The sequence below is a fragment of the Pseudarthrobacter sp. BIM B-2242 genome (assembly GCF_014764445.1).
In the GTDB taxonomy this organism is placed as follows: Bacteria; Actinomycetota; Actinomycetes; order Actinomycetales; family Micrococcaceae; genus Arthrobacter; species Arthrobacter luteus_A.
In genome coordinates, this window is record NZ_CP061721.1 from 1,466,618 (window position 1) to 1,490,778 (window position 24,161).

The following is a 24,161-nucleotide window of genomic DNA, read 5'->3' on the forward strand; positions in this document are numbered from 1 at the left end:
GTTTCTTAGCGGAACCGGGCCTTTCCGTGTCTCCGGGCGTCTGCGGAAACTGCGTGCAGGCGGGCAGATAAACGCCCCGGAACGGCCGGAAATCCGCGGAAAACCGCCCTGGTTCCGGTAGCGTGGCACGTATGGCCACTCGCACTACCCCCGCGCCCAAAGGCAGCTCCCGAGGCACCAGCACCGCCAAAACGGGAAGCGCCGCAGGCCGCGGTGCGGGCACCACCCGCAGCGGCGGACGGGCAGGATCTTCCAGCGGCAGCGCCCGCACCCGCCAGCTTCCCGCCGTCGAACAGCACCAACCCTGGCTGCTGCGTGTGGTGGGCGGCGCATGGCTTGCAGTTGGCCACCTGGTGGGCGGTGGAGTCCGCCGGATCGGCTCCGACGTCAGTGACCTCCCGGCGGAAGAACGCCGCGACGGCGCGGCCCTGTTCAACCTCGCGCTCGGTGTTTTTATCGCCACCTTCGCCTGGTGGGGCCTCACGGGATGGTTCCCGGACGCTGTCTACAGCGTGGTCAACGGGACCTTCGGCTGGGTGTCGCTGCTGTTGCCGCTGATGCTGTTTGTCTGCGCTTTCCGGTTGTTCCGGCGGCCCGACGACGGCCGGGGAAACAACAGGGTGGGGATCGGCTTCCTCATCATGACATTCGCCGGCTGCGGCCTGGCCCACGTCCTGGGCGGCCAACCCACCGTTGCGGAAGGTTTCGACGGCCTCCGCCAGGCCGGCGGCATGCTCGGCTTCCTCGCAGCCACCCCGCTTGCCGCCATCCACCCCGTGGTGCCGGTTGTGCTGTATGGCCTGCTGGCCTTCATCTCACTCCTGATCATCACAGCCACCCCCTTCGGTGCCATCCCGCGCCGGCTGCACGCCGCCTACGAACATCTGATGGGCGTAGACCTGCAGGAACCCCGCGAGGCCGGCGACAGCCACGACCGCAGCTACCTTGAGGAAACGCGCGCAGCGGCCGCGCCGAAGAAAAAGAAGCGGCGCTTCTTCGGCAAGGACGAAGAATCCGACGCCGGCCTGGAAGGTTATGTCGGCGACGAAGCCTTCGAGCACGCGGTGATCGATGACGACGACGACATGTCGGATGCCAAGCCTGCACGCGGCCCCCGCCCTGCTCCCGGCGTGCGCCGGCCCACGCAGGCGGAGATCGCCGTCGAAAAGATCAAGGCCGCCCAAGGCCTTGGCAGTGCCGGACACAGCCCCGCGGATAATGCCACCGAGGCCATCCCCCTGGTCACGCCCGGCATGGTGGCCGCCGGCTCGCTCAATCCTGCTGCGGTTCCGCAGGTTCCGGCCAAGCCGGTCACTCCGGTGCCGCTGCCCACTCCCATTCCGCAGCGGACCGAACAGCTCTCCCTGGCGGGTGACGTCACCTACACGTTGCCGTCGTCGGACGTTCTGACCCCCGGTTCCATCCCCAAGGAACGCACCGAAGCCAATGACGCCGTCGTCGCCGCCCTCACCGACACCCTCCAGCAGTTCAATGTGGACGCCACGGTCACCGGCTTCAGCCGTGGACCCACCGTCACGCGCTACGAGATCGAACTGGCATCGGGGACCAAAGTGGAGCGGGTCACTGCCCTGTCCAAGAATATTTCCTACGCGGTGGCTTCCAGCGACGTGCGTATCCTCAGCCCGATTCCGGGTAAATCCGCTATCGGCATCGAAATCCCCAACACCGACCGTGAAACGGTCTCCCTCGGCGACGTCCTCCGCAGCCAAAATGCGCGGAGGACCGAGCATCCGATGGTGATGGGTGTCGGCAAGGACGTCGAAGGCGGCTACGTGGTGGCGAACCTCGCCAAGATGCCCCACCTGCTCGTCGCCGGTGCCACCGGTGCCGGCAAGTCCTCCTTTGTGAACTCCATGATCACCTCCATCCTGATGCGGGCCACCCCCGATGAGGTCCGTATGGTCATGGTGGACCCCAAACGCGTGGAACTGACCGCCTATGAGGGTGTCCCGCACCTGATCACCCCGATCATCACCAACCCCAAAAAGGCCGCCGAGGCGTTGCAGTGGGTAGTCCGGGAAATGGACGCCCGCTACGATGACCTGGCCAACTACGGGTTCAAGCACATTGATGACTTCAACAAGGCCGTCCGGGCAGGCAAGGTCATCCCGCCCGAAGGATCCAAGCGCGTCGTCCGGCCTTACCCCTACCTGCTGGTGATCGTTGACGAGCTCGCCGACCTGATGATGGTGGCCCCGCGCGACGTCGAAGACTCCATTGTCCGCATCACCCAGCTGGCCCGCGCGGCAGGCATCCACCTTGTCCTGGCGACACAGCGGCCCTCCGTCGACGTCGTCACCGGACTGATCAAGGCCAATGTGCCCTCCCGCATGGCCTTCGCCACGTCCTCTGTCACCGACTCCCGCGTGGTCCTTGACCAGCCCGGCGCCGAGAAGCTCATCGGCCAGGGTGATGCCCTCTTCCTGCCCATGGGTGCCTCCAAGGCCATGCGCGTTCAGGGCGCGTGGGTCACCGAGTCGGAAATCCATAAAGTGGTGGAACACGTCAAGGGCCAGCTGAAGGCTGTCTACCGCGACGACGTCGCCCCCGAGGCGCAGAAGAAGCAGATCGACGACGACATCGGAGACGATCTCGAGGTGCTGCTACAGGCCACCGAACTGGTGGTCACCACGCAGTTCGGTTCGACGTCGATGCTCCAGCGCAAACTCCGCGTCGGCTTCGCCAAAGCCGGCCGGCTGATGGACCTCCTGGAATCCAGGGGAGTGGTGGGCCCCTCGGAGGGATCCAAGGCACGCGACGTCCTGGTGAAACCTGACGACCTGGCTGCTGTGCTGGCGGCCATGAAGGGCCAGGACGCGCCGGCTGTTGCGGATTCCCAGACCGCAGCGCTCAGCGACAACGCCAACGCCAACATCGCCCAGGGCGGCTACGCGGAGGACCTCGTGCAGGCGGACCTGGACCAGCGCAGCCAGAACGTCGAGTACTTCGACGGCGCAGACACCAGTTCAGGCGGCGACGATGAAGACGGATCCGAGGACGCCTGGTCACTCACCGGACGGTAGCCTAGAAGGGTGACTAGCACTGAAGCAACTGCAGCCGGCGCAAGCAGCCCCGGGATCTGGAATCTTCCCAACATCCTGACCATGCTGCGCATCGCGCTGGTGCCGTTCTTCGTCTGGTTCCTCCTCGCCGATGCCCCCGGGCTGCGCAGCGAGTCAGGGCTGTGGCGCTGGGCAGCCGTGGCGGCGTTCGCCATCGCCATCTACACAGACAAGCTCGACGGCGACATCGCCAGGAGCCGGGGACTCATCACCAACTTCGGCAAAATCGCCGATCCCATCGCCGACAAGCTCCTGATCGGCTCGGCGCTGGTAATGCTCTCTGTACTCGGGGAGCTGCCCTGGTGGGTCACCATCGTGATCCTCGTCCGGGAGTGGGGCATCACGGCACTGCGCTTCGTCGTCATCCGCTACGGTGTCATCCCGGCCTCGCGTGGCGGCAAACTCAAGACTGTGGTGCAGACGGCCGCAATCTTCCTCTATCTGCTTCCCCTGGGCGCTCTGGCACCGTGGCTGGTCTGGGTGGCATTCGCCGTCATGATGGTGGCTGTGCTCATTACCGTATGGACCGGCGTCGAATACGTGGTTGAAGCCCTGCGGCTCCGGGCCCAGGGCAAACAGTCCCGAAAAAGTACGCCCGGCAATGAGGAGCTAACGTGACGAATCTCCACCATCTGGCCGAACAGGCAGTCCGTAAGGCCCTGGACGCGGGCCTGACCGTCGCTGCCGCCGAGTCACTCACGGCCGGGATGGTCACAGCCGTCCTGGCGGACACTCCAGGGGCCTCGGGTATGTTGCAGGGCGGGGTGGTGGCCTACCAGAACTCAGTTAAGACTGACGTTCTTGGGGTTTCCGCTGACCTGCTTGCCGGCGTCGGGTCGGTGGATGGCGACGTGGCAGCCGGCATGGCGGCGGGGGTCCGGTCCGCCCTGGGCGCCGATATCGGGATTGCCACCACCGGCGTGGCCGGTCCGGAGGAACACGACGGCAAAGCGGTGGGCACAGTGTTCATCGGCGTCGCCTCGGCTGACGGCACATCCGCCTTCCAGTACTCCTTCAGCGGCAACCGCGCAGACATCCGCGGACAGGCCTGCGGGGCTGCGCTGGAAAGACTGCTTGACGTCCTGTCTCCCCAAGCCCTATCTTCCTGAAGCTACCGGGCGTAAAGTTGCCGGGAACAAATTCCTGAACCTATTAGTTATTACATTGTGTCGCTTTGGCAGAGCCGGGGCGCCTAGGATGAATAAACAACTACGGTTCCCTTCGGCGGACCGGAATTATGAAGGAGCAAGGCATACAGATGGTAAAGCAGCCCGTATCCGTAAACGGCGTTGTCCGCTGGAAGGATGTGGGCCTCGCCGATCAGGCTAAGAGCGAACAGAGGGAGCGCAAAATGGTTGTACTTCGTCACGAAATCGGTGATGTCCTGCGCGATGTCCGCCAGCGCCAGGGGCGCACGCTCCGCGAAGTGTCCCACAGTGCCCGTGTATCCCTGGGATACCTCAGTGAAGTGGAGCGGGGCCAGAAGGAAGCTTCGTCAGAGCTTTTGTCCTCTATCTGCTCCGCCTTGGACGTGCCGCTGTCCAGCATGCTCCGTGAAGTCAGCGACCGCGTAGCTGTCGCCGAGGGCGTAGCTGTTCCAGACACCGTTCCCCAGGAATTCTCGCAGCGCTACGGCCGCGATCTTGACCGCGACCTGAACGCTGAACTGACCACCGAACTCACCACGGGCTTCCTCTCCGGCGCACGCTAAACGCCCCGCAGTAGCCCTGCACCAACGCACATAACGAAGCCTCCGGCATCAGCCGGAGGCTTCGTTATGTGCTCTGCGGGTTGCTGTTGCCCCGGGCCGGCGTGTCCTTGGCCGGGACGTCGAGGTCAAATATGGCGTTGAGCTTGGCCATGTATTCGGCGAGTGTCCGCAATTCCTCCACCGGCCATTCCCCGAGACGCTCCCGGAAATCCTGCCGCCGCGCATCCTGGACCTGGTGCATCTTCTCCTCACCCTTGACTGTGAGGCGGATCGACTGCGCCCGACCGTCCAGTGGGTCAGCTTCCTTAAAGACCAGCCCAATGCTTTCCAGGAAGGCCACCTGCCGGCTGACCGAGGGCTTTCCCACGCCGATGTTCAGGGCGAGGTCAGTCAAACGGATGGGACCGTCGCGCCGGATCACCGACAGCAGGCCGTAGGCCGCCGGTTCCAGGTCAGGATGGACCTGGCGGGAGAGCTGGTAGGAGACCGAACGGGCACGACGCCAAAAGAGGCTGATCTGCTGTTCCACGGTATTCAGCGCTTCGTCAACGTTGGCCGGGCCGGGGCCCGGCACAGGAAGGCCATCGGCAGGGTTGCTCATGGCAACAATTCTAGGGTCGTGGATCATGAGAGACTCTATTGGTGCGGATCAGTGACTATTGGCGGCTTATGGACGACGAATTCGGGGCAGGCTACTCCCGGGTCCTGAGCAGCACCCTTGTTTTGGCGGGAGTAGGCGGACGCACAGCCGACCAGGCACTCAGTTCGGGCGTCAGCCCGCGTGATGTCTGGCTCGCCATGTGCGAGGTCCAGGACGTTCCGCCCGAGCGTCGCCTGGGCCGTGACATCAAACCCCGCGACTAAGAAGTTCGACGCGCCACACCGCGCCCCGCCTGACACGCCGCCGGATCTGTTCGAATATCTGTTCGGGTAAAGCTATGCTTTTTGTAGTGCGTTATCCACATACGCGATGTCGCCCGGCCTGAATGTCGGTGGGTGCCATTAGCGTCAGAGATGACCAATAAAGGCCCCTGTGGCCACTCCAAAGCGAGAAAGCATTAGAGGTGTGAACCATGGCGGCAGCCCCGGATCGTGCAAAAGCGCTGGAAGCAGCGCTGGCCCAGATTGACAAGCAGTTCGGCAAAGGATCCGTTATGCGGCTGGGGGACGAAGTCCGTGCCCCAATCGAGGTCATCCCCACTGGCTCCATCGCCTTGGACGTGGCCTTGGGAATTGGCGGCCTGCCGCGCGGCCGCGTCGTAGAGATCTACGGCCCTGAATCCTCCGGTAAAACCACCGTGGCCCTGCACGCGGTCGCCAACGCCCAGCGCCAGGGCGGCATTGCCGCGTTCATCGACGCCGAGCACGCCCTGGACCCGGAATACGCCGCAAAGCTGGGCGTGGACACGGACGCCCTCCTCGTCTCCCAGCCGGATACCGGTGAGCAGGCCCTGGAAATCATGGACATGCTGATTGGCTCCGGTTCCCTGGACGTTATCGTCATTGACTCCGTTGCCGCCCTGGTGCCCCGTGCGGAAATTGAAGGCGACATGGGCGACAGCCACGTCGGCCTGCAGGCCCGCCTCATGAGCCAGGCGCTGCGTAAGATCACCGGCCGCCTGAGCCAGACCAAGACCACTGCCATCTTCATCAACCAGCTCCGTGAAAAGATCGGCGTGTTCTTCGGCTCCCCGGAGACCACCACCGGTGGTAAGGCGCTGAAGTTCTACGCCTCCATCCGCATCGACGTCCGCCGCATCCAGACGCTCAAGGAAGGTGCCGATTCCGTCGGCAACCGCACCAAGGCCAAAATCGTCAAGAACAAGATGGCCCCGCCCTTCAAGATCGCCGAGTTCGACATCATCTACGGCCAGGGCATCTCCCGCGAGGGCGGCATCATCGATATGGGTGTTGAGCACGGCATCATCAAGAAGTCCGGTTCATGGTTCACGTACGACGGTGACCAGCTGGGCCAGGGCATGGAAAACTCCCGCCGATTCCTGCGGGACAATCCCGAGCTTGCCGCTGAACTGGAGCGCCTGATCAAGGAGAAGCTGGGTGTGGGCGTCAAGCCCGTGGCAGACGAGTCCAAGGATTCGCCCAAGCTGAAGGCCGTTGACGGTTTCTAGACGTGACGTCTTCGAAGCGGAATGGCTTCTAAGGAGATGCGTTTGAAGGCACAGCAGATTCATGGGTTTGACCCGGACGGCCCGGATCCGGAGTCGTCCATCGTGGAGGACGCAGAGCCGGACCCGGCCTCTGTTGCCCGTGCGATTGTGTTGCGGCAGCTGACCGGTTCGGCGAAAAGCCGGCTGCAGCTTGCCCGCAAGCTTGCGGAGCGGAACATCCCGGAGGACGTGGCTGAGGCCGTCCTGGACAGGTTCCAGGAGGTCCGCCTGATAGACGACGCCGATTTCGCCGATATGTGGGTGCGCAGCCGGTCTCAGTCGCGGAAGCTCGCGAAGGGGGCATTGCGCCGGGAGTTGTCGGACAAAGGCATCGATGCGGACACAGCAGCTGCGGCATTGGAGCAGCTCTCAGATGCCGACGAAGAGGCAGCCGCCCGTCTTCTTGTGGAACGGAAGCTGCGGCCGGGCACCGACCTCTCGGACCGGACAGAACGGGATAAGACCACCCGGCGCCTGGCCTCAATGCTTGCCCGGAAGGGCTACCAGCCTGCCCAGGCCTTCCGGGTGGTGGGCGAGGTCCTTGACGCCCGGCTGGGGCATGGCGGGGCCGGCCCCGACGACGACCAGCCGTATCTCTAGGGCGGCCGGGGCGGCGTGTCCGCCGAGCCGGTACCCTTAACAGGTGAGTTTGACCATTCCTTCCCCCGCATCCGGTACCGTCCCTTCCGAAGCCACTGGCACACCGCAGCCCCGTACCTACCAGGTGCGCACTTTCGGCTGCCAAATGAATGTCCATGATTCGGAGCGGATGGCGGGCATGCTCGAGGACGCAGGCTATGTGCCGGCGGACGGCGAGCAGGCTGACGTAGTGGTGTTCAACACCTGCGCGGTCCGTGAAAACGCGGACAACAAGCTCTACGGCAACCTCGGAATGCTGGCGCCCGTGAAAGCAGCCAATCCGGGGATGCAGATCGCCGTGGGCGGCTGCCTGGCCCAGAAAGACCGCGAGACCATCCTCAAGAAAGCCCCCTGGGTGGACGCCGTGTTCGGCACCCACAACGTCGGGGCACTCCCGGCACTGCTGGACCGGGCCCGGCACAACAACGAAGCCCAGCTGGAAATCCTCGAATCGCTCGACGTCTTCCCGTCCACGCTTCCCACCAAGCGCGATTCGGTCTACTCGGGCTGGGTGTCCATCTCGGTGGGCTGCAACAACACCTGCACGTTCTGCATTGTCCCGGCCCTCCGCGGCAAGGAGAAGGACCGCCGGCCAGGCGACATCCTGGCCGAAATCCAGGCCCTCGTGGATGACGGTGCCATTGAAGTCACGCTCCTCGGCCAGAACGTCAACTCCTACGGGGTTGAATTCGGTGACCGGCAGGCGTTTTCGAAGCTTCTGCGCGCGTGCGGCGGGATTGCAGGCCTTGAGAGGGTTCGATTCACCAGCCCGCACCCGGCTGCATTCACCGACGACGTCATTGACGCGATGGCCGAAACCCCCAATGTGATGCCGCAGCTTCACATGCCGTTGCAGTCGGGGTCCGACAAGGTCCTCAAGGACATGAAGCGCTCCTACCGGTCCACCAAGTTCCTGGGCATCCTGGACAAGGTCCGGGACAAAATCCCGCACGCCGCCATCTCCACCGACATCATCGTGGGCTTCCCGGGCGAAACCGAAGAGGACTTCCAGGCAACCCTGGATGTGGTGGAAAAATCGCGTTTCGCCACGGCCTTCACTTTCCAGTACTCCAAGCGTCCCGGCACCCCAGCGGCCGACCTGCCGGACCAGTTGCCCAAGGCCGTGGTCCAGGAACGCTTCGAGCGCCTGACCGCCCTGCAGGACAGGATTGCCGCAGAAGAGAACGCCAAGCAGCTCGGCCGGCGCGTGGAGGTTATGGTGACCGCTCATTCCGGGCGGAAGTCGGAGGAGACCCACCGGCTGTCGGGCCGGTCCCAGGACCAGCGCCTGGTGCACTTCTCCGTTCCGGCCGGCGCCGAGACGCCGCGGCCCGGCGACCTTGTCACAGTGACAGTCACAGAGGCCGCTGCCTTCCACCTCGTTGCAGACCCGTCTCCCCAGGACTACAGCCTGCGCCGCTCCCGGGCCGGGGATGCCTGGGACAGGTCCCAGGCCGATTCCTGCGGAGCGCCCGTGCCCGGCGCCGCTGGCAGCGGTGCCGGCCGGACCGGAGTGTCGCTGGGCATGCCAACGCTGCCCGTCCGGAGCCACTGACCGGTGGCCCGGCCTCCGGTCATCGCAGTAGTCGGACCTACCGGCTCAGGTAAGTCGGATCTGGCGGTCAGCCTTGCCTTGGCGCTGGACGGCGAGGTGATCAATGCCGATGCCATGCAGTTCTACCGGGGCATGGACATCGGCACCGCCAAAATCACCCTGCCTGAGCGCCGGGGCGTACCGCACCACCTGCTCGACACCATGGACGTTACGCAGGAAGCCAGCGTGTCCGACTTCCAGCTTCAGGCCAGGGAGATCATCAGCGGCATCCATGCCCGGGGTAAACGCGCCATTCTGGCCGGCGGCTCGGGACTCTACGTGCGGGCGGCCCTCGACGTGCTGGAATTCCCGGGCACCGACCCGGACCTCCGGCGGGAACTGGAGGCCGAGCTTGAGTCAATCGGCCAGGAGGCTCTTCTGGCAAGGCTCCGGGAAGTGGACCCGGTGTCCGCCGGACGCGTCAACGATGCCCGGCGGATCATCAGGGCCCTCGAAGTGCACCAGCTCACCGGCAGGGCATTCAGTTCCTTTATGCCCCGGCGGGAGTACTTCCGGCCGGCCGTGCAGATCGGGCTGGCCGTGGACCGCGACGAGCTGCGTGAGCGGCTGGCCCTGCGGGTCCACAGGATGGTGGACCACGGCCTGCTTGAGGAAGTGCGCCGGCTTGACGCCGCAGGATTGCGGCAGGGGAAGACCGCGTCACGTGCCCTGGGCTACGCCCAGTTCCTGAAAGTGCTCGACGGCGCCTCAACGGTCGCTGAGGCGGCCGAAGACACCATTGTGGCCACCCGGCAGTTCGCCCGGCGTCAGCTCACCTGGTTCCGGGCGGACCCGCGCATCAGCTGGCTCGACTGGCAGGCCCCGGACCTTGTTGCCCGGGCCGCGGCACTGGCCGGCTGAGGTCCAGGCCACCCACAGCAGGCAGGCGCGGCCGCCTCGCCGTTTGCCGCCGTCGGCCGTTTTAGCGGTTTATTGCCCGGCCGGTAATCTAAGAACATGGACACAACGCCCGCAGAAACCGCTGAGCCCGCCTTCCGCACACTGGGCGGACTCCGCTTCTCCAAGGGGCACGGGACGGGCAACGACTTTGTGCTGATCGCTGATCCGGACGGCGTCCACACCATCGACGCTGCGCAGGTCGCGGCGCTGTGCGACCGGCACCGTGGCATCGGCGGGGACGGCCTCATCAGGGCCGTGCCGTCCCGCTACCTTTCTGAAGGCCGCGAACTCCTGGGCACCAGCCCCGAGGCTGAATGGTTCATGGATTACCGCAACGGCGACGGGTCGCTCTCGGAAATGTGCGGCAACGGCGTCCGCGTTTTTGTGCACTTCCTGCGCGCCGAGGGCCTGGTGGACCTGCCCGACGGCGGATCGCTCACCATCGGAACGCGTGGCGGAGTCAAGACCGTGGTCCGGACCGGCGAGAACTACGCCGTGGACATGGGGCCGTGGGAGTTCATTTTCCCAGGGGAAGCATCTGCCAAAGCCATGGATTCGCTCGTAACCGCGGACGGCCTCGAAGTTCCGCGCCCGGCCTTGTCTGTGAGCATGGGCAACCCCCACACCGTGGTTGCCCTGGCGGAACTGTCGGAACTGGAATCCACCAGACTCTTCGCGGCACCCAAGGTGGACCCGGTGCCCGCCAACGGCACCAATGTCGAATTCGTGGTGCCCTCCGAACCGCTGGTCCACAACGGCGTAGGCACCGTCACCATGCGGGTCCATGAGCGCGGTGTGGGCGAGACCCAGTCGTGCGGAACCGGCGCATGTGCCGCCGCGGTGGCCATCCGCCATTGGGCAGGTGCCGAAGCGCCCGACTCCTGGCTTGTGAACGTGCCGGGTGGCGTCGTCGGGGTCAAATTTTTTGCCGGTGCGGCCGGCCACGAACATGTCGAACTCAGTGGCCCCGCGGTGATCGTGGCTAGCGGGACGCTTTCCTGACCCGCAGGATCCGGAAGGACTTGGCGGTGCTCTCACGGGTGACAGTGAACGAGTCATCGAGTTCGGCCGCCAGCCAGCGCTGAAGCGAATCGGAGCCGAGGTTCTTCTGCACCACCAGCCAGGCTGAACCGCCCGGCGCCAGGCGGGGGAGCCAGAGCATCAGCAGGCTGTGCAGTTCGTCCTTGCCGATCCGGATGGGTGGATTGGACCAAATGGTATCGAACCGCAGGTCAGGATCAACCGCGTCGGGACTGCTGGCCACCACATTCCCCAGGCCAAGCAATGCCGCGTTCTCGTTGGTCAGCGTGATGCAGCGTTCGTTGACGTCCACGGCGTAGACCCTTGCCTTGGGTGCACGCAGGGCGAGGGTCAGTGCGATGGGCCCCCACCCGCAGCCGATGTCCAGAAGGTTCCCGGAGGGCGAAGGAGCGGGGACTTCCGCCAGCAGGACCGCTGTTCCCTTGTCGATGCCATCGGGGCTGAAGATCCCCGCGGAGGTCTGCAGGGTACGGGTCTCGCCGGCCAGTTCCACCGTGAGGGGCTTGCGGGTGAAAGGCCCGGCCGGTGATGCGCTGAAATAGTGTGCGGACTCCATAACTGGCCAGATTAGTTGGCTGCCGCGGACAAAGCGAAACGGGCTGCACCGGCGCTGGAAAGCGGCACCCCGCGGTTCTGCTAATCTGGAACCCATGTTCTTGATCTTCGAGTAGCCGGCGCGGGCCCGCTTTTTACAAGCCGCCCGTCCCCGAAACCGTGCCCCACAGCGATGCAGGCTCCAGCCTTCCGCATGTGCGCCACAGGAGAGGCCCCCGGGCCCGTCCTGCCGCAGGGCCAGACTCGAGTGATCAGCCCCGTGCCGGTCCCTGCCCGAGACTGCCTGCGCCACCCCCGACTTCACGCATCCAGTGATCCGGAGCACGCCGCCCCGTTCAGCCGCGATGCCACCCACCCTGTGCGCCACGCTTTGGCCGGCGCGAAGAACAGACCAGGAGGCCAGGATGACCGCAAGCCGTCAGCCCAGCGCGAATACTTCACCACCCACCGCCAATCCGCACTATTCTGAAAATGCCGAATCTTCAAAGGAGAACATGACCAGTCAGCCCAACACCGGTTCCGATCCAGCAGCCCAGGACATGAGTCCCGAGGAAATCCAGGCTGTCATCGACCGGATTCTCGCCAAAGACGTCCCGGCCAGGAACGTCACCGCCGCAGACGGCGACCGGGCCGTGTTTGGCAGGGCCCAGGCCATTTCCGGCCAGGACGATGAACACACAAGCTACGACGGCGACCAGCAGGACCTGGAGGAACGCCGGGCGCTGCGCCGCGTGGCAGGCCTGTCCACGGAACTCGAAGACGTCACTGAAGTCGAATACCGTCAGTTGCGGCTCGAACGCGTTGTCCTCGCCGGGCTGTGGTCCGAAGGCACACTGGCAGACGCCGAAAACTCCCTGCGCGAACTTGCCGCCCTCGCCGAGACTGCTGGTTCGGAGGTCCTCGACGGCATGGTGCAGCGCCGTGCCAAACCTGACCCCGGCACGTTCCTGGGCTCCGGAAAGGCCCTCGAACTCAAGGAAATTGTGATGGCCACGGGCGCGGACACCGTAGTGGTTGATGCCGAACTGGCACCGTCCCAGCGCCGTGCACTCGAGGACATCGTCAAGGTCAAGGTCATCGACCGGACGGCCCTGATCCTTGACATCTTTGCCCAGCACGCCAAGAGCCGCGAGGGCAAGGCCCAGGTGGAACTGGCACAGCTCGAATACCTCCTGCCACGCCTGCGTGGCTGGGGTGAGTCGATGTCCCGCCAGGCCGGTGGCCAAGTGGGTGGTGCCGGTGCAGGCATGGGTTCGCGCGGGCCCGGTGAGACGAAGATCGAACTGGACCGCCGCCGGATCCGCACCCGCATGGCCAAGCTCCGGCGGGAGATCGCCGCGATGAAGCCGGCACGGGAAACGAAACGGGCCAACCGCCGTCGTAATTCAGTTCCCTCGGTGGCGATCGCCGGATACACCAACGCCGGTAAGTCCTCCCTGCTGAACAGGCTCACCGACGCCGGTGTGCTGGTGGAGAACGCGCTCTTCGCCACCCTGGATCCCACCGTGCGCAAGGCCGAGACCTCAGACGGCCTCGGCTACACGCTGGCCGATACCGTGGGTTTCGTGCGGTCGCTGCCCACCCAGCTGGTGGAAGCTTTCCGTTCAACTCTGGAGGAGGTGGCGGACGCTGACCTGATCCTCCACGTGGTGGACGCCTCCCACCCGGACCCCGAGGGCCAGATCGCCGCTGTCCGCAAGGTCTTCAGCGAGGTGGACGCCCGCAAAGTCCCCGAGATCATCGTGCTCAACAAGGCTGACGCCGCAGATCCGTTTGTGGTGGAGCGCCTCAAGCAGCGCGAGCCACGCCACGTGGTGGTATCGGCCCGGACCGGCCAGGGGATCGCCGAGCTGCTCAAGGCCATCAGCGACGGGATTCCGCGGCCCGGCGTCAAACTGGAGCTTCTCATCCCCTACGACCGTGGCGACCTCATCAGCAAACTGCATGAGACCGACGCCGAGATCATCAGCCTGGATCATGGCGAGGACGGTACCCGGGCGGTGGTGATGGTCCGGGAGGGCCTCGCGGCTGAACTGGAATCCTTCGTCAGTAATGACTGATTTGGTGGCAGGGGAGATCTCCGAGGCGGCCGGCGAGCAGTTCGTCATCGAATTGCTCGACCGGGCCGTCGAGGGGATGGGCGGCCAAAGCCGCGCCGGCCAGCATGAGATGGCCCGGCAAGTAACAAAAGCCATCGAAACCGGGGACCACCTCCTTGTCCAGGCCGGTACCGGCACGGGCAAGTCCCTTGCGTACCTCATTCCGCTGATTGCCCACTCGCTGGTGAGCGATAAGCCAACGCTTGTTTCCACGGCAACGCTTGCTCTTCAGACCCAGATTGTGGGCCGGGACCTTCCCCGGCTGCTGAAGACCATCACTCCTGCCCTGGACCGCCCCGTCAAGGTGGCCCTGGTCAAGGGCCGTTCCAACTACGTGTGCCGGCACAAGCTCGAAGGCGGGTTCCCGTCAGAAGAGCCCGCGGAGGGCCAGCTGTTCTCTCTGGGCGAGGACACCAGCGTTCCGCACTTCGCCGCTGCCATGGGAGGGCCGTCGTCGCAACTGGGGAAGGAAGTAGTGCGCCTGCGCGAGTGGGCGGAAAAAACGGCTACGGGGGACCGCGACGAACTCCTTCCCGGCGTCACGGACCGCGCTTGGCGGCAGGTTTCCGTCACCTCGATGGAATGCCTCGGCGCGCAGAAGTGCCCCATGGCCGCCGAATGCTTCAGTGAACTGGCACGCCATGACGCGGCCGAGGCCGACGTTGTGGTCACCAACCACGCCATGCTGGCCGTCAGCGCGTTCGAAGGCCTGGCCGTCCTGCCCGAATACGACGTTGTGGTGGTGGATGAGGCCCACGAACTCCAGGACCGGGTCACCGGTGCCGTTTCCGGCCAGCTCTCCGTAGCGATGATCCTCGCCGCGGCATCCGGGGCGAGGAAACACACCGCCATTACCGTTGACGCCCTCAATTCAGCCGCCGCCAACCTCGAACTCGCACTGGCAGGAGTCCCGAACGGGCTCCTGCCCAACGGGCTCAATGACGAACAGCTCGACTGCGTGGACCAGCTGCGGGAAGCCTGCAGGGCTGCCCTGTCAGACTCCAAGGGTGACGGCAGCCAAACGGCCGACGGCGGACGGCAGCTCGCCCGCTCGCGGCTGATGCTGATCCTGGAACTGTGTGAACGGCTCATCGTGGCCCGCGAGAACCGCGAAGTCGTGTGGTTTTCCCGCGCCAGTTCCTTCGACCCGCAGCAGGGCTACTCGCAGCCTGACGAGACAGCTCCGGCGTTGATCAACATCGCGCCGCTCAGCGTCGCCGGCAAATTGCGTGAAGGGCTCTTCGCCGGCCACACCGTGGTCCTGACCTCGGCAACCCTGGCCATCGGCTCGGCGTTCGAACCTGCTGCCGGCGGCCTGGGGCTGGTAGGGGAGGGCGCGCCGAGCTGGACCGGTATCGACGTCGGCTCGCCATTCGACTATCCGAAGCAGGGAATCCTCTACGTGGCCGGGCATCTGCCCAAGCCGGGGCGCGGTGTGTCACCCGAATCCCTGGACGAACTGGAGGCGCTGATCCGGGCGTCAGGGGGAGGCGCGCTGTGTCTCTTTTCCTCACGCCGTGCAGCCGAAGAAGCTGCCGAGGCGATGCGGCCACGGCTGGGGCTCAGCATCCTCTGCCAGGGCGACTCGACCATGACCGCGCTCGTCAAGCAATTCGCTGACGAGCCCGACACCTGCCTGTTCGGCACCATGTCCCTGTGGCAGGGGGTCGATGTTCCCGGCGGGTCCTGCCGGCTGGTGGTGATCGACCGCATTCCGTTCCCGCGGCCGGATGATCCGCTGATGACTGCCCGCTCCCGCGCCGTTGCCCAGGCCGGTGGAAACGGCTTCATGGCCGTGTCCGCCACGCACGCGGCCATCCGCCTGGCCCAGGGTGCAGGGCGGCTGATCCGCTCGACGGGGGACAGAGGCGTGGTGGCTGTCCTCGATTCACGGCTGGCCACGGAGCGCTATGCCGGCTTCCTCCGCGCAGCGTTGCCGCCGTTCTGGCCGACGACTGACCGCAAGACAGCGTTTGCGGCACTCGAAAGGCTGGCCGGAAAAGGCGCCTGACCCCGTTGTGGCAGGGCCCGGACGACATCGTCCGGGCCCTGCCACAAACCCACCACGCGGCCGGGTTCTACAGCGACCGGAGGACCGACACGACCTTGCCCATGATGGTGGCATGGTCGCCCAGGATCGGCTCGTACCGGGTGTTCTGCGGCAGCAGCCACGTGTGGCCATCCCGCTGCCGGAACGTCTTCACGGTGGCTTCGTCATCCAGCAGGGCTGCAACGATGTCCCCGTTGGCGGCGTCTGCCTGCCGGCGCACCACAACCCAGTCGCCGTCGCAGATGGCAGCATCCACCATGGAGTCGCCGGCAACACGGAGCATAAACAGCTCGCCCTGCCCGACGAGCTGGCGGGGGAGTGGCATAACGTCTTCAACCACCTGATCGGCGAGGATCGGTCCACCCGCCGCGATCCGGCCCACCAGCGGCACCATGGCGGTGTCCATGGCGGTGGGGAGGTCTGTGACCGTTCCACCGATGCCGTGCAGTACTGCCGGGTTGGCTGAGCCGCCGGTTTTGGCCGAGCCGCCGTCAAGTGTTAGGGGCATGAGGACTTCCATGGCGCGCGGCCGCTTAGGGTCGCGGCGGAGGTAGCCCAACTTTTCGAGCTGGGAAAGCTGGTGCGTGACGCTGGAAAGGCTTGCCAGCCCCACGGTGTCGCCAATTTCCCGCATGGACGGTGGATAGCCGTTGTCATTGACTGAGCGCTGGATGGTCTCCAGGATCTTCTTCTGGCGGGCGGTGAGCCCCTTGGGGGTCCTTTGGGACGGGCGGCCCTGCGGCGTCGCCTTGCCCTCCGCGGCTGGTGCTGCCATGTTCGCCAATGCCTTTCGGTTCCCCGGTTCCGCCCTGGCCGCTGGTGCCTTCGAACGCCCGGGCTGATTGATTGTCAGACCCTGCTGATCAACTACAGAAGTGGTTGTTCTTTGATCCAAACGTAGGCCAGCCACATTGCTTTTTCAAACATTTGTTCTAGCGAGTCTCGACAATATTCGTTCATAAGTGCTAAAAATGGAGAAGCAAAGTTCGAACATGTGTTCTATTAGTTGCTTTCGGATTCGAATATCCGAGTCCTTAGCCGGCCAAGGCCGGAACAGGCAGCAACGTACAGGGCGCACCGGGCAGCACAGTATGGTCCAGGAGGGCTCATCTCATGTCAGCTATATCTGCTTCGCAGGACACCCGTCCGCAGTTCGTTTCAGTCCAGCACCTCACCTCGCGGCTCGAGTCGGCGCAGGCGCCCGACCCCGTGGCACCGAACGCCCGGAGCGCGCGCCGGAACGGTCCGTCCCTGACATCCGCTACGTCCGTGCAGCGGAAAGAATCCCTGCCGCCTCTCCGGCTCACCCGCCGTGGCCGCATCGTGCTCATTGGCATCCCGCTGGTGGTTCTTGCTGCGCTCCTGCTCTCGCTGGCCGGGTTCCTCACCTCTCCGGCGAAGGCGGCCGATTCCGCCGCCGGCCTCTCCGTCACCCCTACGGTGACGGTGACAGTCCAGGCAGGGCAGTCGCTGTGGGCCATCGCGGGCGCTGCTGCACCCGGGCGTGATCCGCGCGACGTCATCGCGGACATCGTGCAGCTGAACAACCTCACTGCCGGCGGCGTGGTGCCGGGCCAGCAGCTCTTCGTCCCCACTCAGTAGGCGCAGCACCACAGAAGGTCTGCCGGAGGTCCCTGCCGCAGCCGGCGGATGCCGTCACATTTTCCGGGCGTACCGTTCGGAACTAAACTGTTCAGGTGAATGACCAGCTAGAGCGCCTGAACCGACTTCCCCTCCGGACCAACCTCCGCGGGCTGACCCCGTACGGTGCTCCGCAGCTGGATGTCCCCATCCTGCTGAACGTCAATGAAAATACCCACGGCGTCCCGGCGGATGTGCAGGCCGCCATCAGCGCGGCCGTCGCGGAAGCGGCGGCAGGTCTCAACCGCTACCCGGACCGTGAGTTCACCGATCTCCGGGAAGCGCTGGCCGAATACCTTGGCCACGGGCTCGATGCCACCAACATCTGGGCAGCGAACGGATCAAACGAGGTACTCCAGCAGATCCTGCAGGCGTTTGGCGGTCCCGGCCGCAAGGCCCTGGGTTTCCCGCCCACGTATTCCATGTACCCGCTGCTGGCCAGCGGCACCGACACCGAGTACATCGTGGGGAAGCGGGCCGAGGATTACGGGCTCAGTGCCGAATCGGCGGCTTTGCAGGTCAAGGAACTCCAGCCCAACATCGTTTTCCTGTGTTCGCCCAACAACCCCACGGGTACCGGCCTCGGCCTGGACGTTGTGGAAGCGGTTTACGCTGCCGGCGAAGCCAGCCAGACCATCGTCATCGTCGACGAGGCGTACCACGAGTTTGCCCACGACGGCACGCCCAGCGCCCTGACCCTGCTCCCCGGCCGGGAACGACTGATTGTTTCCCGCACCATGAGCAAGGCCTTCGCCCTCGCCGGTGCGCGCCTTGGCTACATGGCAGCCGCGCCCGAGGTCACGGACTCCCTTCGCCTGGTCCGGCTGCCGTACCACCTCTCCGCCATCACGCAAGCGACGGCCCTCGCCGCACTTCAGCACCGGACTGCCCTGATGGCAGACGTCCGCGACATCAAGGAACAGCGGGACCGCATCGTCACGGAGCTGACCCGCATGGGCCTCAAGCCCGCGGCTTCCGACTCCAACTATGTCTTCTTCGGAGGGCTCGATAACCCGCACGATGTCTGGCAGCAGTTGCTTGACGCCGGGGTGCTGATCCGGGACGTCGGGATCCCCGGGCACCTGCGCGTCACGGCGGGAACTGAGACGGAGACCACAGCGTTCCTGACCTCCCTGAAGGGCATCCTGGCCCGCCAGGCCAAGCTCCCAGCCTAAACTTGAAGTACCGGCGCCCCGCGCGCCCCACCACTCCTGCGCTTAAAGGACATATGACCATGAGTTTCACCGGATCGAACACTGCCCAGTCCCGGACTGCCCGCATGGAGCGGGCCACCAGTGAATCGTCAGTGCTCGTGGAGATCAACCTCGACGGCACGGGCGTCTCGGACATCGACACCTCCGTCCCGTTCTACGACCACATGCTCACGGCGCTGTGCAAGCACTCGCTCATTGACATGACGGTCAAGGCTACCGGTGACATCCACATCGACGTCCACCACACGGTGGAGGACGTCGCCATCACCCTCGGTGAAGTCCTGCGCACGGCGCTGGGCAACAAGGCCGGCATCCGCAGGTTCGGCGAGGCCACCGTCCCCCTCGACGAAGCACTCGCCCACGCTGTTGTGGACGTCTCGGGGCGCCCCTACCTGGTGCACGGCGGCGAGCCCGCCGGCCAGGAGTACCACCTGATCGGCGGCCACTTCACGGGATCGCTGACCCGGCACGTCTTCGAGGCCATCACCCTGCACGCCGGCATCTGCCTGCACATGAACGTCATCGCGGGCCGGGACCCCCACCACATCGTCGAGGCCCAGTTCAAGGCCTTCGCCCGCGCCCTGCGCGCCGCCGTCGAACCCGACCCCCGCGTGGAGGGAATCCCCTCCACCAAGGGTGCCCTGTGACCGGCCAGATCCTCCGGGACGGTGCCGTGATCGATCCGGCTACCGGCAAGAAGCCCGTCTCGCCCGAAGGCAAACCCACAGTGACCGTCCTCGATTACGGGTCAGGCAATGTCCGCTCGGCCGTGCGGGCCCTCGAACGGGCCGGAGCCGAGGTTCTCCTCAGCTCCAAAGCCGAGGACGTGCTCAACGCTGACGGCCTCGTGGTGCCCGGTGTCGGTGCTTTCGAAACGGTGATGCGCGAGCTCAAGGCTGTGGACGGAATCCGGCTGATCGGCAGGCGCGTGGCCGGCGGCCGGCCCGTCCTGGCCATCTGCGTGGGCCTGCAGGTGATGTTCGAGGCCGGCGTCGAGCACGGAACGGAAGCCGAAGGCATGGGCGAGTGGCCCGGCAAGGTGGAGCTCCTTCCTGCCGAGGTGGTCCCGCACATGGGCTGGAATACGGTGCAGGTTCCGGAAGGCTCGAAGCTGTTCGCCGGCGTCGAGGACGAGCGTTTCTACTTCGTCCACTCCTACGGCGTCCAGGACTGGAATTTCGACGTGATCCAGCCCAGGATGACCGCGCCGCTGGTGACCTGGTCTGAACATGGTGCCCCCTTTATCGCCGCGGTGGAGAACGGTCCGCTCTGCGCCACGCAGTTCCACCCGGAGAAATCCGGTGACGCCGGTGCCCGGCTGCTGCGAAACTGGGTGGACGGTCTTCGCAAACCGGCCCCCGCTGGTACTGCCTAGATGTGGTCCGTCGTTCTGATGGGCCTGGCCGGGCTCCTGGTGGGCGGTGCCTGGGCCTTCAGGCAGCAGCAGAAACCACTGTGGACCCAAATCAGTTTCTGTGTCCTGGCGCTGATGTCGCTGATCGCCGCTTACCTGCTGACCCTCCCCGGGAACTAGCCCACCCACCCCCCCCAGCCTCCCCGGCACCCCACCACCGAACAGGATTTGAGATGACCTCCGCAACCGATTTGCCGGTACTTGAACTGCTGCCCGCCGTCGATGTCGTCAACGGCCAGGCCGTCCGGCTGGTCCAAGGGGAGGCCGGCAGTGAGACAAGCTACGGCACGCCGTTGGAAGCCGCACTCAACTGGCAGCAGCAGGGCGCCGAATGGGTGCACCTGGTTGACCTTGATGCAGCCTTTGGCCGCGGTTCCAACGCCGAATTGCTCCGCGAAGTCGTCGGCCGGCTGGACATCAAGGTGGAGCTCTCCGGCGGGCTCCGGGACGATGAGTCACTAGAGGCGGCACTCGGCCTCGGCGTGGCCCGCGTCAACCTGGGCACCGCAGCCCTGGAAAACCCCGACTGGACCCGCAAGGCCATCGACCGCTTTGGCGACAAGATCGCCGTCGGGCTTGATGTCCGGGGAACCACCCTGGCCGGCCGGGGCTGGACCAAGGAAGGCGGGGACCTCTGGGAGGTCCTGGGCCGGCTGGAAGAGGCCGGGTGCTCCCGGTACGTTGTCACCGACGTCACGAAGGACGGCACCCTGCAGGGCCCCAACGTGGAACTGCTGCGTCAGATGGTGGAGAAGACCGGCAAGCCGGTGGTCGCCTCAGGTGGTATCTCCAGCCTCGACGACCTGAAAGTCCTCCGGTCGCTGGTGCCGCTGGGCGTTGAAGGCGCGATTGTGGGCAAGGCGCTGTACGCCGGTGCCTTCACGCTGCCTGAAGCCCTCGACGTCGCCGGACGCCGCTAGCCGGCCCGGTGGACAGCACGCACAGCGCGGACGCAACTGGCGGGACGCCGGTCACGCGCCACCTCCCCGGACACATCGCCGCCGCCCTAGCCGGCGCAGGCGGCCCGGCCGATTCGGCCGGGCAGCCCTGGGAGGGCCGTAGCCTGGCCGGGGACGACGGCAAAATCCACAACTTCGAGGACGACGACGGCTCGGCCGATTCCGGCTACCTCGCCGCTGTCGGGGCGTTGGTTGACGGCAGCGGCGACGAAGCGGCCGTCGTGGCGTCCCTCGCGACCGCCCGGGTCTTTATCCCCATCATCGCCCGGCTTGGCGCGGAGGCGGAGGGTGTGGACGGTCTGGCGGTGGACAAACAGGCAGACATGGCCCTGGTCACGTTGAAGGCAGCGGACGGCCGGACTGCCATGCCCGCCTTCTCTTCGGCGGATCAACTGGCTGCCTGGCATCCCGAAGCCCGCCCCGTTGCCGTGTACGCCGCCCGGGCCGCCCTCTCGGCGGTCGCCGAGGGAGCCGAGCTGCTGGTCCTCGATCCCGGCTCGGACGTCACCCTGGTAGTCCGGCGGCCGGCCGTCTGGGCGCTGGCGCAGCAGCAGGACTGGGTTCCTTCGTACACCGACTCCACGCTGGCGGGAGAAATGGCCGCAGCAGCGGCCGGATTCCCAGCCGTCCGGAACATCGAACTCCGCCCCGGCGCCGGAGTGGCGGCCGTCACCCGCGGGGGAGTCGTGCTCTCCGGCGGTGGCGCAGGACCGGAACTGCAGGTGGTGCTCTACCTCGAGGACGGCCTCGATGCAGCCGCGGTGCAGGAACTGGTGTCCGGGCTGCAGTCTGCCTGGTCACGGAATGTATTGTTTGGAGAGCGTGTCGACTCGATCGAAATCAAGTTGCGGCGCGCAGTTCAGTAGCTGACGGTCAGCGGGGAGGACCCCTCGGGCTGCCCGCAGCAGACCCAAAGGATTTTTCCGTGAATTTCGCCCTTTACCGGGAGCTGCTCGCCGTCCAGCCCATCAGGCGGCTCCTGTTCGTGGGCATGGTGGCCCGCATACCGCACTCCGCCGCGGGGGTTCTCCTGACCCTGCACATCGTCCTCACCCTCGACAAGGGCTATGCCGCCGCAGGTGCGGCCGCTGCGGTGATGACCGTCGGCATCGCGGTTGGAGCACCATGGCGCGGGAGGCGGGTTGATATCGTAGGCCTGCGCAGGGCGCTCATTCCGTCCGTGGTATCCGAAGCGGTGATCTGGTCCGTCGTACCGCATGTCAGCTACGAATGGCTCCTGCCGCTGGTGTTCGTCGGCGGCCTGCTTACTCTCCCCATCTTCAGCGTGATCCGCCAGTCCCTCGGCGTCCTCGCAGACGGCGACCAGCGGCGGACGGCCTTTGCGCTGGACTCCATCGCCACCGAGATGGTGTTCATGATCGGGCCCGCAGCCGGAGCCGTCGTGGCCACCAGCGGTTTCACCGTCCTGGGGCTGACCGTCGTGGGCGTCTCCACGTCCCTGGCGGGGCTGTTCCTCATCTGGTTCAACCCGCCCACCCGTACCGCAGCCCAAACCGGGGAAGGTGAGGCGGACCAGCGCCACGCGGCCGAAGTGGCCGTTATTTCCGCGGCTCCGGCCCACCTCCAGGAAGCAGCGGCAGACCTTGTGCCCGCCGGTGCCGCCCGGGCCGGTGCCGCCCGGGCCGGCGGCGGCCGGGCGGGCATGCGGGGCAGGGTGGCCCACAACTTTGCGTGGTTGACGGCCACGGTGGCGGCGGTCTTCGCAGTGGCGGCCGGAACCGGCATGGTCCTCAGCGGCACCGACGTCGGCATTGTTGCCGCACTGGAGACCGGCGGGCATCAAGGCGAAATCGGCATCGTATTCCTCTTCTGGTGCGCCGCGTCGGTGATCGGCGGACTGGTGTACGGTGCCATGCACCGGCCGGTGTCGCCCATTCTGCTGCTGCTGGGCATGGCTGCCCTGACCATCCCGATGGGGTTCGCGCACGATACCTGGACGCTCGCGTTCGTATCGATTCTGCCGGGCCTCCTATGCGCACCGGTGCTGTCGTCGGCCTCCGAAAAAGTGGCTGACCTCGTGCCTGAGGAGCGCCGCGGGGAGGCCATGGGCTGGTACGGTTCCGCGCTGACCGCGGGCGTAGCGCTCGGGGCGCCCCTTGCGGGCGTCTTCATTGACGGGACGGGGCCGTCCGGCGGATTTGTGGCGGTGGGCGCGGCGGGCGTGGTGCTCTGCCTGGTAGGACTGCTGCTCAAGGCCGTGCGGCGCCGCCGGGTGGCCGTCTAAGCTGCTTCTTCCCCGTCGATTGCTCCGTAAGTGCCGTTTAGAACCCTCAATACGGCTGTTACGGAGCAACCGATCGTCACGGAAGGTGCGCGCAACTGCCTAACTAACGACGACGGCGGGCGGACCTTTGTGGTCCGCCCGCCGTCGTCGTGATTGATTTATGCAGTTGCCGTGCCGATCAGTTGACCGCGCCCGTGTACTTTTCGCCGGGGCCCTTGCCCGGGGCGTCCGGAATGACCGACTCTTCGCGGAAAGCCAGCTGCAGTGACCGCAGGCCGTCACGCAACGGTCCGGCGTGCTGGGAGCCGATTTCGGGGGCAGCAGCCGTCACCAGGCCGGCGAGGGCGGTGATGAGCTTGCGGGCTTCGTCCAGGTCCTTCAATTCCTCCGCGTTGTCCTCGGCGGCGAGGCCAAGCTTCACTGCTGCGGCGCTCATCAGGTGAACGGCGGCGGTGGTGATGACCTCGATGGCCGGAACCTCGGAGATATCGCGGATTTGCTGGCTCACGTCAGTCTCGGCAGGGGCGGCCTCGAAAACGTGTGAATTGCTGTCTGGGGTACTCATACTGGTAAGCTTGTCACAGACCGACTGAATGTCGTTATTTTGCTATGTAGAGGTCCCGCCTGCGCCAAGCTGCGTTGTGAGGGATTTTTTCTGTAGAATGACATGCAGTTTGCAAGCGGAGTTCTCTCCCACCCGCGTCAGCCGTTTTCCCACCGGAAGCTTTTCCAGGGAAGCAAGGTTGCCGGGTACCGGTCGGACAGTGCATCACGGCGTAAGCCGGATTAACTGCGCACCGCCTCTTGTCGAGGCCAGTGTTATCCGACCATCGAGGCCTTCGATTGCT

At 65.7% G+C, this 24,161-nt stretch carries 24 protein-coding genes; 20 read left to right on the forward strand and 4 right to left on the reverse strand.

Annotated elements, in window-relative coordinates:
* Positions 1-131 precede the first annotated feature (131 nt).
* The 4 genes from IDT60_RS06755 (at position 132) to IDT60_RS06770 (ending at position 4,794) form a co-directional block, all read left to right on the forward strand.
* Complete coding sequence (locus IDT60_RS06755) at positions 132-3,044, forward strand: DNA translocase FtsK (RefSeq protein WP_191081344.1); 2,913 nt, start codon at positions 132-134, stop codon at positions 3,042-3,044.
* 9 nt (positions 3,045-3,053) lie between these two features.
* Positions 3,054-3,701, forward strand: a complete 648-nt coding sequence (gene pgsA / locus IDT60_RS06760) for a CDP-diacylglycerol--glycerol-3-phosphate 3-phosphatidyltransferase (RefSeq protein ID WP_191081345.1) — start codon at positions 3,054-3,056, stop codon at positions 3,699-3,701.
* Positions 3,698-4,192, forward strand: a complete 495-nt coding sequence (locus tag IDT60_RS06765) for a CinA family protein (protein WP_191081346.1) — start codon at positions 3,698-3,700, stop codon at positions 4,190-4,192. Before pgsA ends, IDT60_RS06765 begins: the two co-directional genes overlap by 4 nt.
* A 149-nt stretch (positions 4,193-4,341) precedes the next feature.
* Positions 4,342-4,794 (forward strand): helix-turn-helix domain-containing protein, encoded by a 453-nt coding sequence (locus tag IDT60_RS06770; protein ID WP_164201089.1) that lies wholly within the window; start codon positions 4,342-4,344, stop codon positions 4,792-4,794.
* Positions 4,795-4,858: 64 nt separating this feature from the next.
* On the opposite strand, the gene IDT60_RS06775 is transcribed toward IDT60_RS06770, so the two are convergent.
* Complete coding sequence (locus IDT60_RS06775; protein WP_223883913.1) at positions 4,859-5,395, reverse strand: MarR family winged helix-turn-helix transcriptional regulator; 537 nt, start codon at positions 5,393-5,395, stop codon at positions 4,859-4,861.
* A 41-nt stretch (positions 5,396-5,436) separates the two neighbouring features.
* On the opposite strand from IDT60_RS06775, the gene IDT60_RS06780 reads away from it, so the two are divergent.
* The 6 genes from IDT60_RS06780 (at position 5,437) to dapF (ending at position 11,097) form a co-directional block, all read left to right on the forward strand.
* A complete protein-coding gene (locus IDT60_RS06780; RefSeq protein WP_164201085.1) occupies positions 5,437-5,658 on the forward strand; it encodes a DUF3046 domain-containing protein in 222 nt (73 codons plus the stop codon).
* A 209-nt stretch (positions 5,659-5,867) separates the two neighbouring features.
* Positions 5,868-6,923: a recombinase RecA gene (gene recA / locus IDT60_RS06785; RefSeq protein ID WP_164201083.1), complete on the forward strand. Its 1,056-nt coding sequence runs from the start codon at positions 5,868-5,870 to the stop codon at positions 6,921-6,923.
* 102 nt (positions 6,924-7,025) lie between these two features.
* Positions 7,026-7,562 carry a regulatory protein RecX gene (locus IDT60_RS06790; RefSeq protein ID WP_223883958.1) on the forward strand — a complete coding sequence of 179 codons (537 nt, stop codon included), beginning with the start codon at positions 7,026-7,028 and terminating at the stop codon, positions 7,560-7,562.
* Between the two features lie 43 nt (positions 7,563-7,605).
* Positions 7,606-9,156, forward strand: a complete 1,551-nt coding sequence (miaB, locus tag IDT60_RS06795) for a tRNA (N6-isopentenyl adenosine(37)-C2)-methylthiotransferase MiaB (protein WP_191081349.1) — start codon at positions 7,606-7,608, stop codon at positions 9,154-9,156.
* A gap of 3 nt (positions 9,157-9,159) precedes the next feature.
* The gene (gene miaA, locus IDT60_RS06800) at positions 9,160-10,056 is read left to right on the forward strand and encodes a tRNA (adenosine(37)-N6)-dimethylallyltransferase MiaA (RefSeq protein ID WP_191081350.1); all 897 of its coding nucleotides are present in this window, start codon (positions 9,160-9,162) and stop codon (positions 10,054-10,056) included.
* Between the two features lie 96 nt (positions 10,057-10,152).
* Positions 10,153-11,097: a diaminopimelate epimerase gene (dapF, locus tag IDT60_RS06805; protein ID WP_191081351.1), complete on the forward strand. Its 945-nt coding sequence runs from the start codon at positions 10,153-10,155 to the stop codon at positions 11,095-11,097.
* Here dapF and IDT60_RS06810 read toward each other — a convergent pair.
* Positions 11,078-11,692 (reverse strand): class I SAM-dependent methyltransferase, encoded by a 615-nt coding sequence (locus tag IDT60_RS06810; protein WP_191081352.1) that lies wholly within the window; start codon positions 11,690-11,692, stop codon positions 11,078-11,080. The two genes, dapF and IDT60_RS06810, sit on opposite strands and share 20 nt — an antisense overlap.
* Positions 11,693-12,185: 493 nt before the next feature.
* Between IDT60_RS06810 and hflX the strand changes: the two genes are divergently transcribed.
* Positions 12,186-13,751 (forward strand): GTPase HflX, encoded by a 1,566-nt coding sequence (gene hflX, locus IDT60_RS06815; protein WP_164201070.1) that lies wholly within the window; start codon positions 12,186-12,188, stop codon positions 13,749-13,751.
* Positions 13,744-15,801: an ATP-dependent DNA helicase gene (locus IDT60_RS06820; protein ID WP_191081353.1), complete on the forward strand. Its 2,058-nt coding sequence runs from the start codon at positions 13,744-13,746 to the stop codon at positions 15,799-15,801. The genes hflX and IDT60_RS06820 overlap by 8 nt, the downstream gene beginning before the upstream one ends.
* A 67-nt stretch (positions 15,802-15,868) precedes the next feature.
* Here IDT60_RS06820 and lexA read toward each other — a convergent pair whose 3' ends face one another.
* Entirely contained in the window at positions 15,869-16,615 is a 747-nt protein-coding gene (lexA, locus tag IDT60_RS06825; protein ID WP_191081354.1) for a transcriptional repressor LexA, read from the reverse strand.
* 476 nt (positions 16,616-17,091) lie between these two features.
* Here lexA and IDT60_RS06830 point away from each other — a divergent pair, with 476 nt between their 5' ends.
* The 8 genes from IDT60_RS06830 (at position 17,092) to IDT60_RS06865 (ending at position 23,313) form a co-directional block, all read left to right on the forward strand.
* The gene (locus IDT60_RS06830) at positions 17,092-17,442 is read left to right on the forward strand and encodes a LysM peptidoglycan-binding domain-containing protein (protein ID WP_223883959.1); all 351 of its coding nucleotides are present in this window, start codon (positions 17,092-17,094) and stop codon (positions 17,440-17,442) included.
* A 95-nt stretch (positions 17,443-17,537) separates the two neighbouring features.
* Positions 17,538-18,656: a histidinol-phosphate transaminase gene (locus IDT60_RS06835; protein WP_191081355.1), complete on the forward strand. Its 1,119-nt coding sequence runs from the start codon at positions 17,538-17,540 to the stop codon at positions 18,654-18,656.
* Between the two features lie 59 nt (positions 18,657-18,715).
* On the forward strand, positions 18,716-19,342 hold the full coding sequence (gene hisB, locus IDT60_RS06840; RefSeq protein ID WP_164201063.1) for an imidazoleglycerol-phosphate dehydratase HisB: 627 nt from the start codon (positions 18,716-18,718) through the stop codon (positions 19,340-19,342).
* Positions 19,339-20,070, forward strand: a complete 732-nt coding sequence (gene hisH, locus IDT60_RS06845; protein ID WP_164201061.1) for an imidazole glycerol phosphate synthase subunit HisH — start codon at positions 19,339-19,341, stop codon at positions 20,068-20,070. The genes hisB and hisH overlap by 4 nt, the downstream gene beginning before the upstream one ends.
* Positions 20,071-20,229 (forward strand): hypothetical protein, encoded by a 159-nt coding sequence (locus IDT60_RS06850; RefSeq protein ID WP_191081356.1) that lies wholly within the window; start codon positions 20,071-20,073, stop codon positions 20,227-20,229. It begins immediately after the preceding gene.
* A gap of 53 nt (positions 20,230-20,282) precedes the next feature.
* A complete protein-coding gene (gene priA, locus IDT60_RS06855) occupies positions 20,283-21,029 on the forward strand; it encodes a bifunctional 1-(5-phosphoribosyl)-5-((5-phosphoribosylamino)methylideneamino)imidazole-4-carboxamide isomerase/phosphoribosylanthranilate isomerase PriA (RefSeq protein ID WP_191081357.1) in 747 nt (248 codons plus the stop codon).
* 8 nt (positions 21,030-21,037) lie between these two features.
* Complete coding sequence (locus tag IDT60_RS06860; protein WP_191081358.1) at positions 21,038-21,934, forward strand: SseB family protein; 897 nt, start codon at positions 21,038-21,040, stop codon at positions 21,932-21,934.
* 59 nt (positions 21,935-21,993) lie between these two features.
* Positions 21,994-23,313 carry an MFS transporter gene (locus IDT60_RS06865; RefSeq protein ID WP_191081359.1) on the forward strand — a complete coding sequence of 440 codons (1,320 nt, stop codon included), beginning with the start codon at positions 21,994-21,996 and terminating at the stop codon, positions 23,311-23,313.
* A 178-nt stretch (positions 23,314-23,491) separates the two neighbouring features.
* On the opposite strand, the gene IDT60_RS06870 is transcribed toward IDT60_RS06865, so the two are convergent.
* Positions 23,492-23,878: a DUF1844 domain-containing protein gene (locus IDT60_RS06870; RefSeq protein WP_191081360.1), complete on the reverse strand. Its 387-nt coding sequence runs from the start codon at positions 23,876-23,878 to the stop codon at positions 23,492-23,494.
* Positions 23,879-24,161 lie beyond the last annotated feature (283 nt).

Excerpts from the sequence above, each read along its gene's own strand:
- recA (WP_164201083.1), top strand. The coding sequence starts at position 5,868 with ATGGCGGCAGCCCCGGATCGTGCAAAAGCGCTGGAAGCAGCGCTGGCC.
- hflX (WP_164201070.1), top strand. The coding sequence starts at position 12,186 with ATGACCAGTCAGCCCAACACCGGTTCCGATCCAGCAGCCCAGGACATG.
- IDT60_RS06810 (WP_191081352.1), bottom strand. The coding sequence starts at position 11,692 with ATGGAGTCCGCACACTATTTCAGCGCATCACCGGCCGGGCCTTTCACC.
- IDT60_RS06850 (WP_191081356.1), top strand. The coding sequence starts at position 20,071 with ATGTGGTCCGTCGTTCTGATGGGCCTGGCCGGGCTCCTGGTGGGCGGT.
- hisB (WP_164201063.1), top strand. The coding sequence starts at position 18,716 with ATGAGTTTCACCGGATCGAACACTGCCCAGTCCCGGACTGCCCGCATG.
- IDT60_RS06775 (WP_223883913.1), bottom strand. The coding sequence starts at position 5,395 with ATGAGCAACCCTGCCGATGGCCTTCCTGTGCCGGGCCCCGGCCCGGCC.
- dapF (WP_191081351.1), top strand. The coding sequence starts at position 10,153 with ATGGACACAACGCCCGCAGAAACCGCTGAGCCCGCCTTCCGCACACTG.
- IDT60_RS06820 (WP_191081353.1), top strand. The coding sequence starts at position 13,744 with ATGACTGATTTGGTGGCAGGGGAGATCTCCGAGGCGGCCGGCGAGCAG.
- lexA (WP_191081354.1), bottom strand. The coding sequence starts at position 16,615 with ATGGCAGCACCAGCCGCGGAGGGCAAGGCGACGCCGCAGGGCCGCCCG.
- IDT60_RS06770 (WP_164201089.1), top strand. The coding sequence starts at position 4,342 with ATGGTAAAGCAGCCCGTATCCGTAAACGGCGTTGTCCGCTGGAAGGAT.
- priA (WP_191081357.1), top strand. The coding sequence starts at position 20,283 with ATGACCTCCGCAACCGATTTGCCGGTACTTGAACTGCTGCCCGCCGTC.
- IDT60_RS06755 (WP_191081344.1), top strand. The coding sequence starts at position 132 with ATGGCCACTCGCACTACCCCCGCGCCCAAAGGCAGCTCCCGAGGCACC.
- IDT60_RS06870 (WP_191081360.1), bottom strand. The coding sequence starts at position 23,878 with ATGAGTACCCCAGACAGCAATTCACACGTTTTCGAGGCCGCCCCTGCC.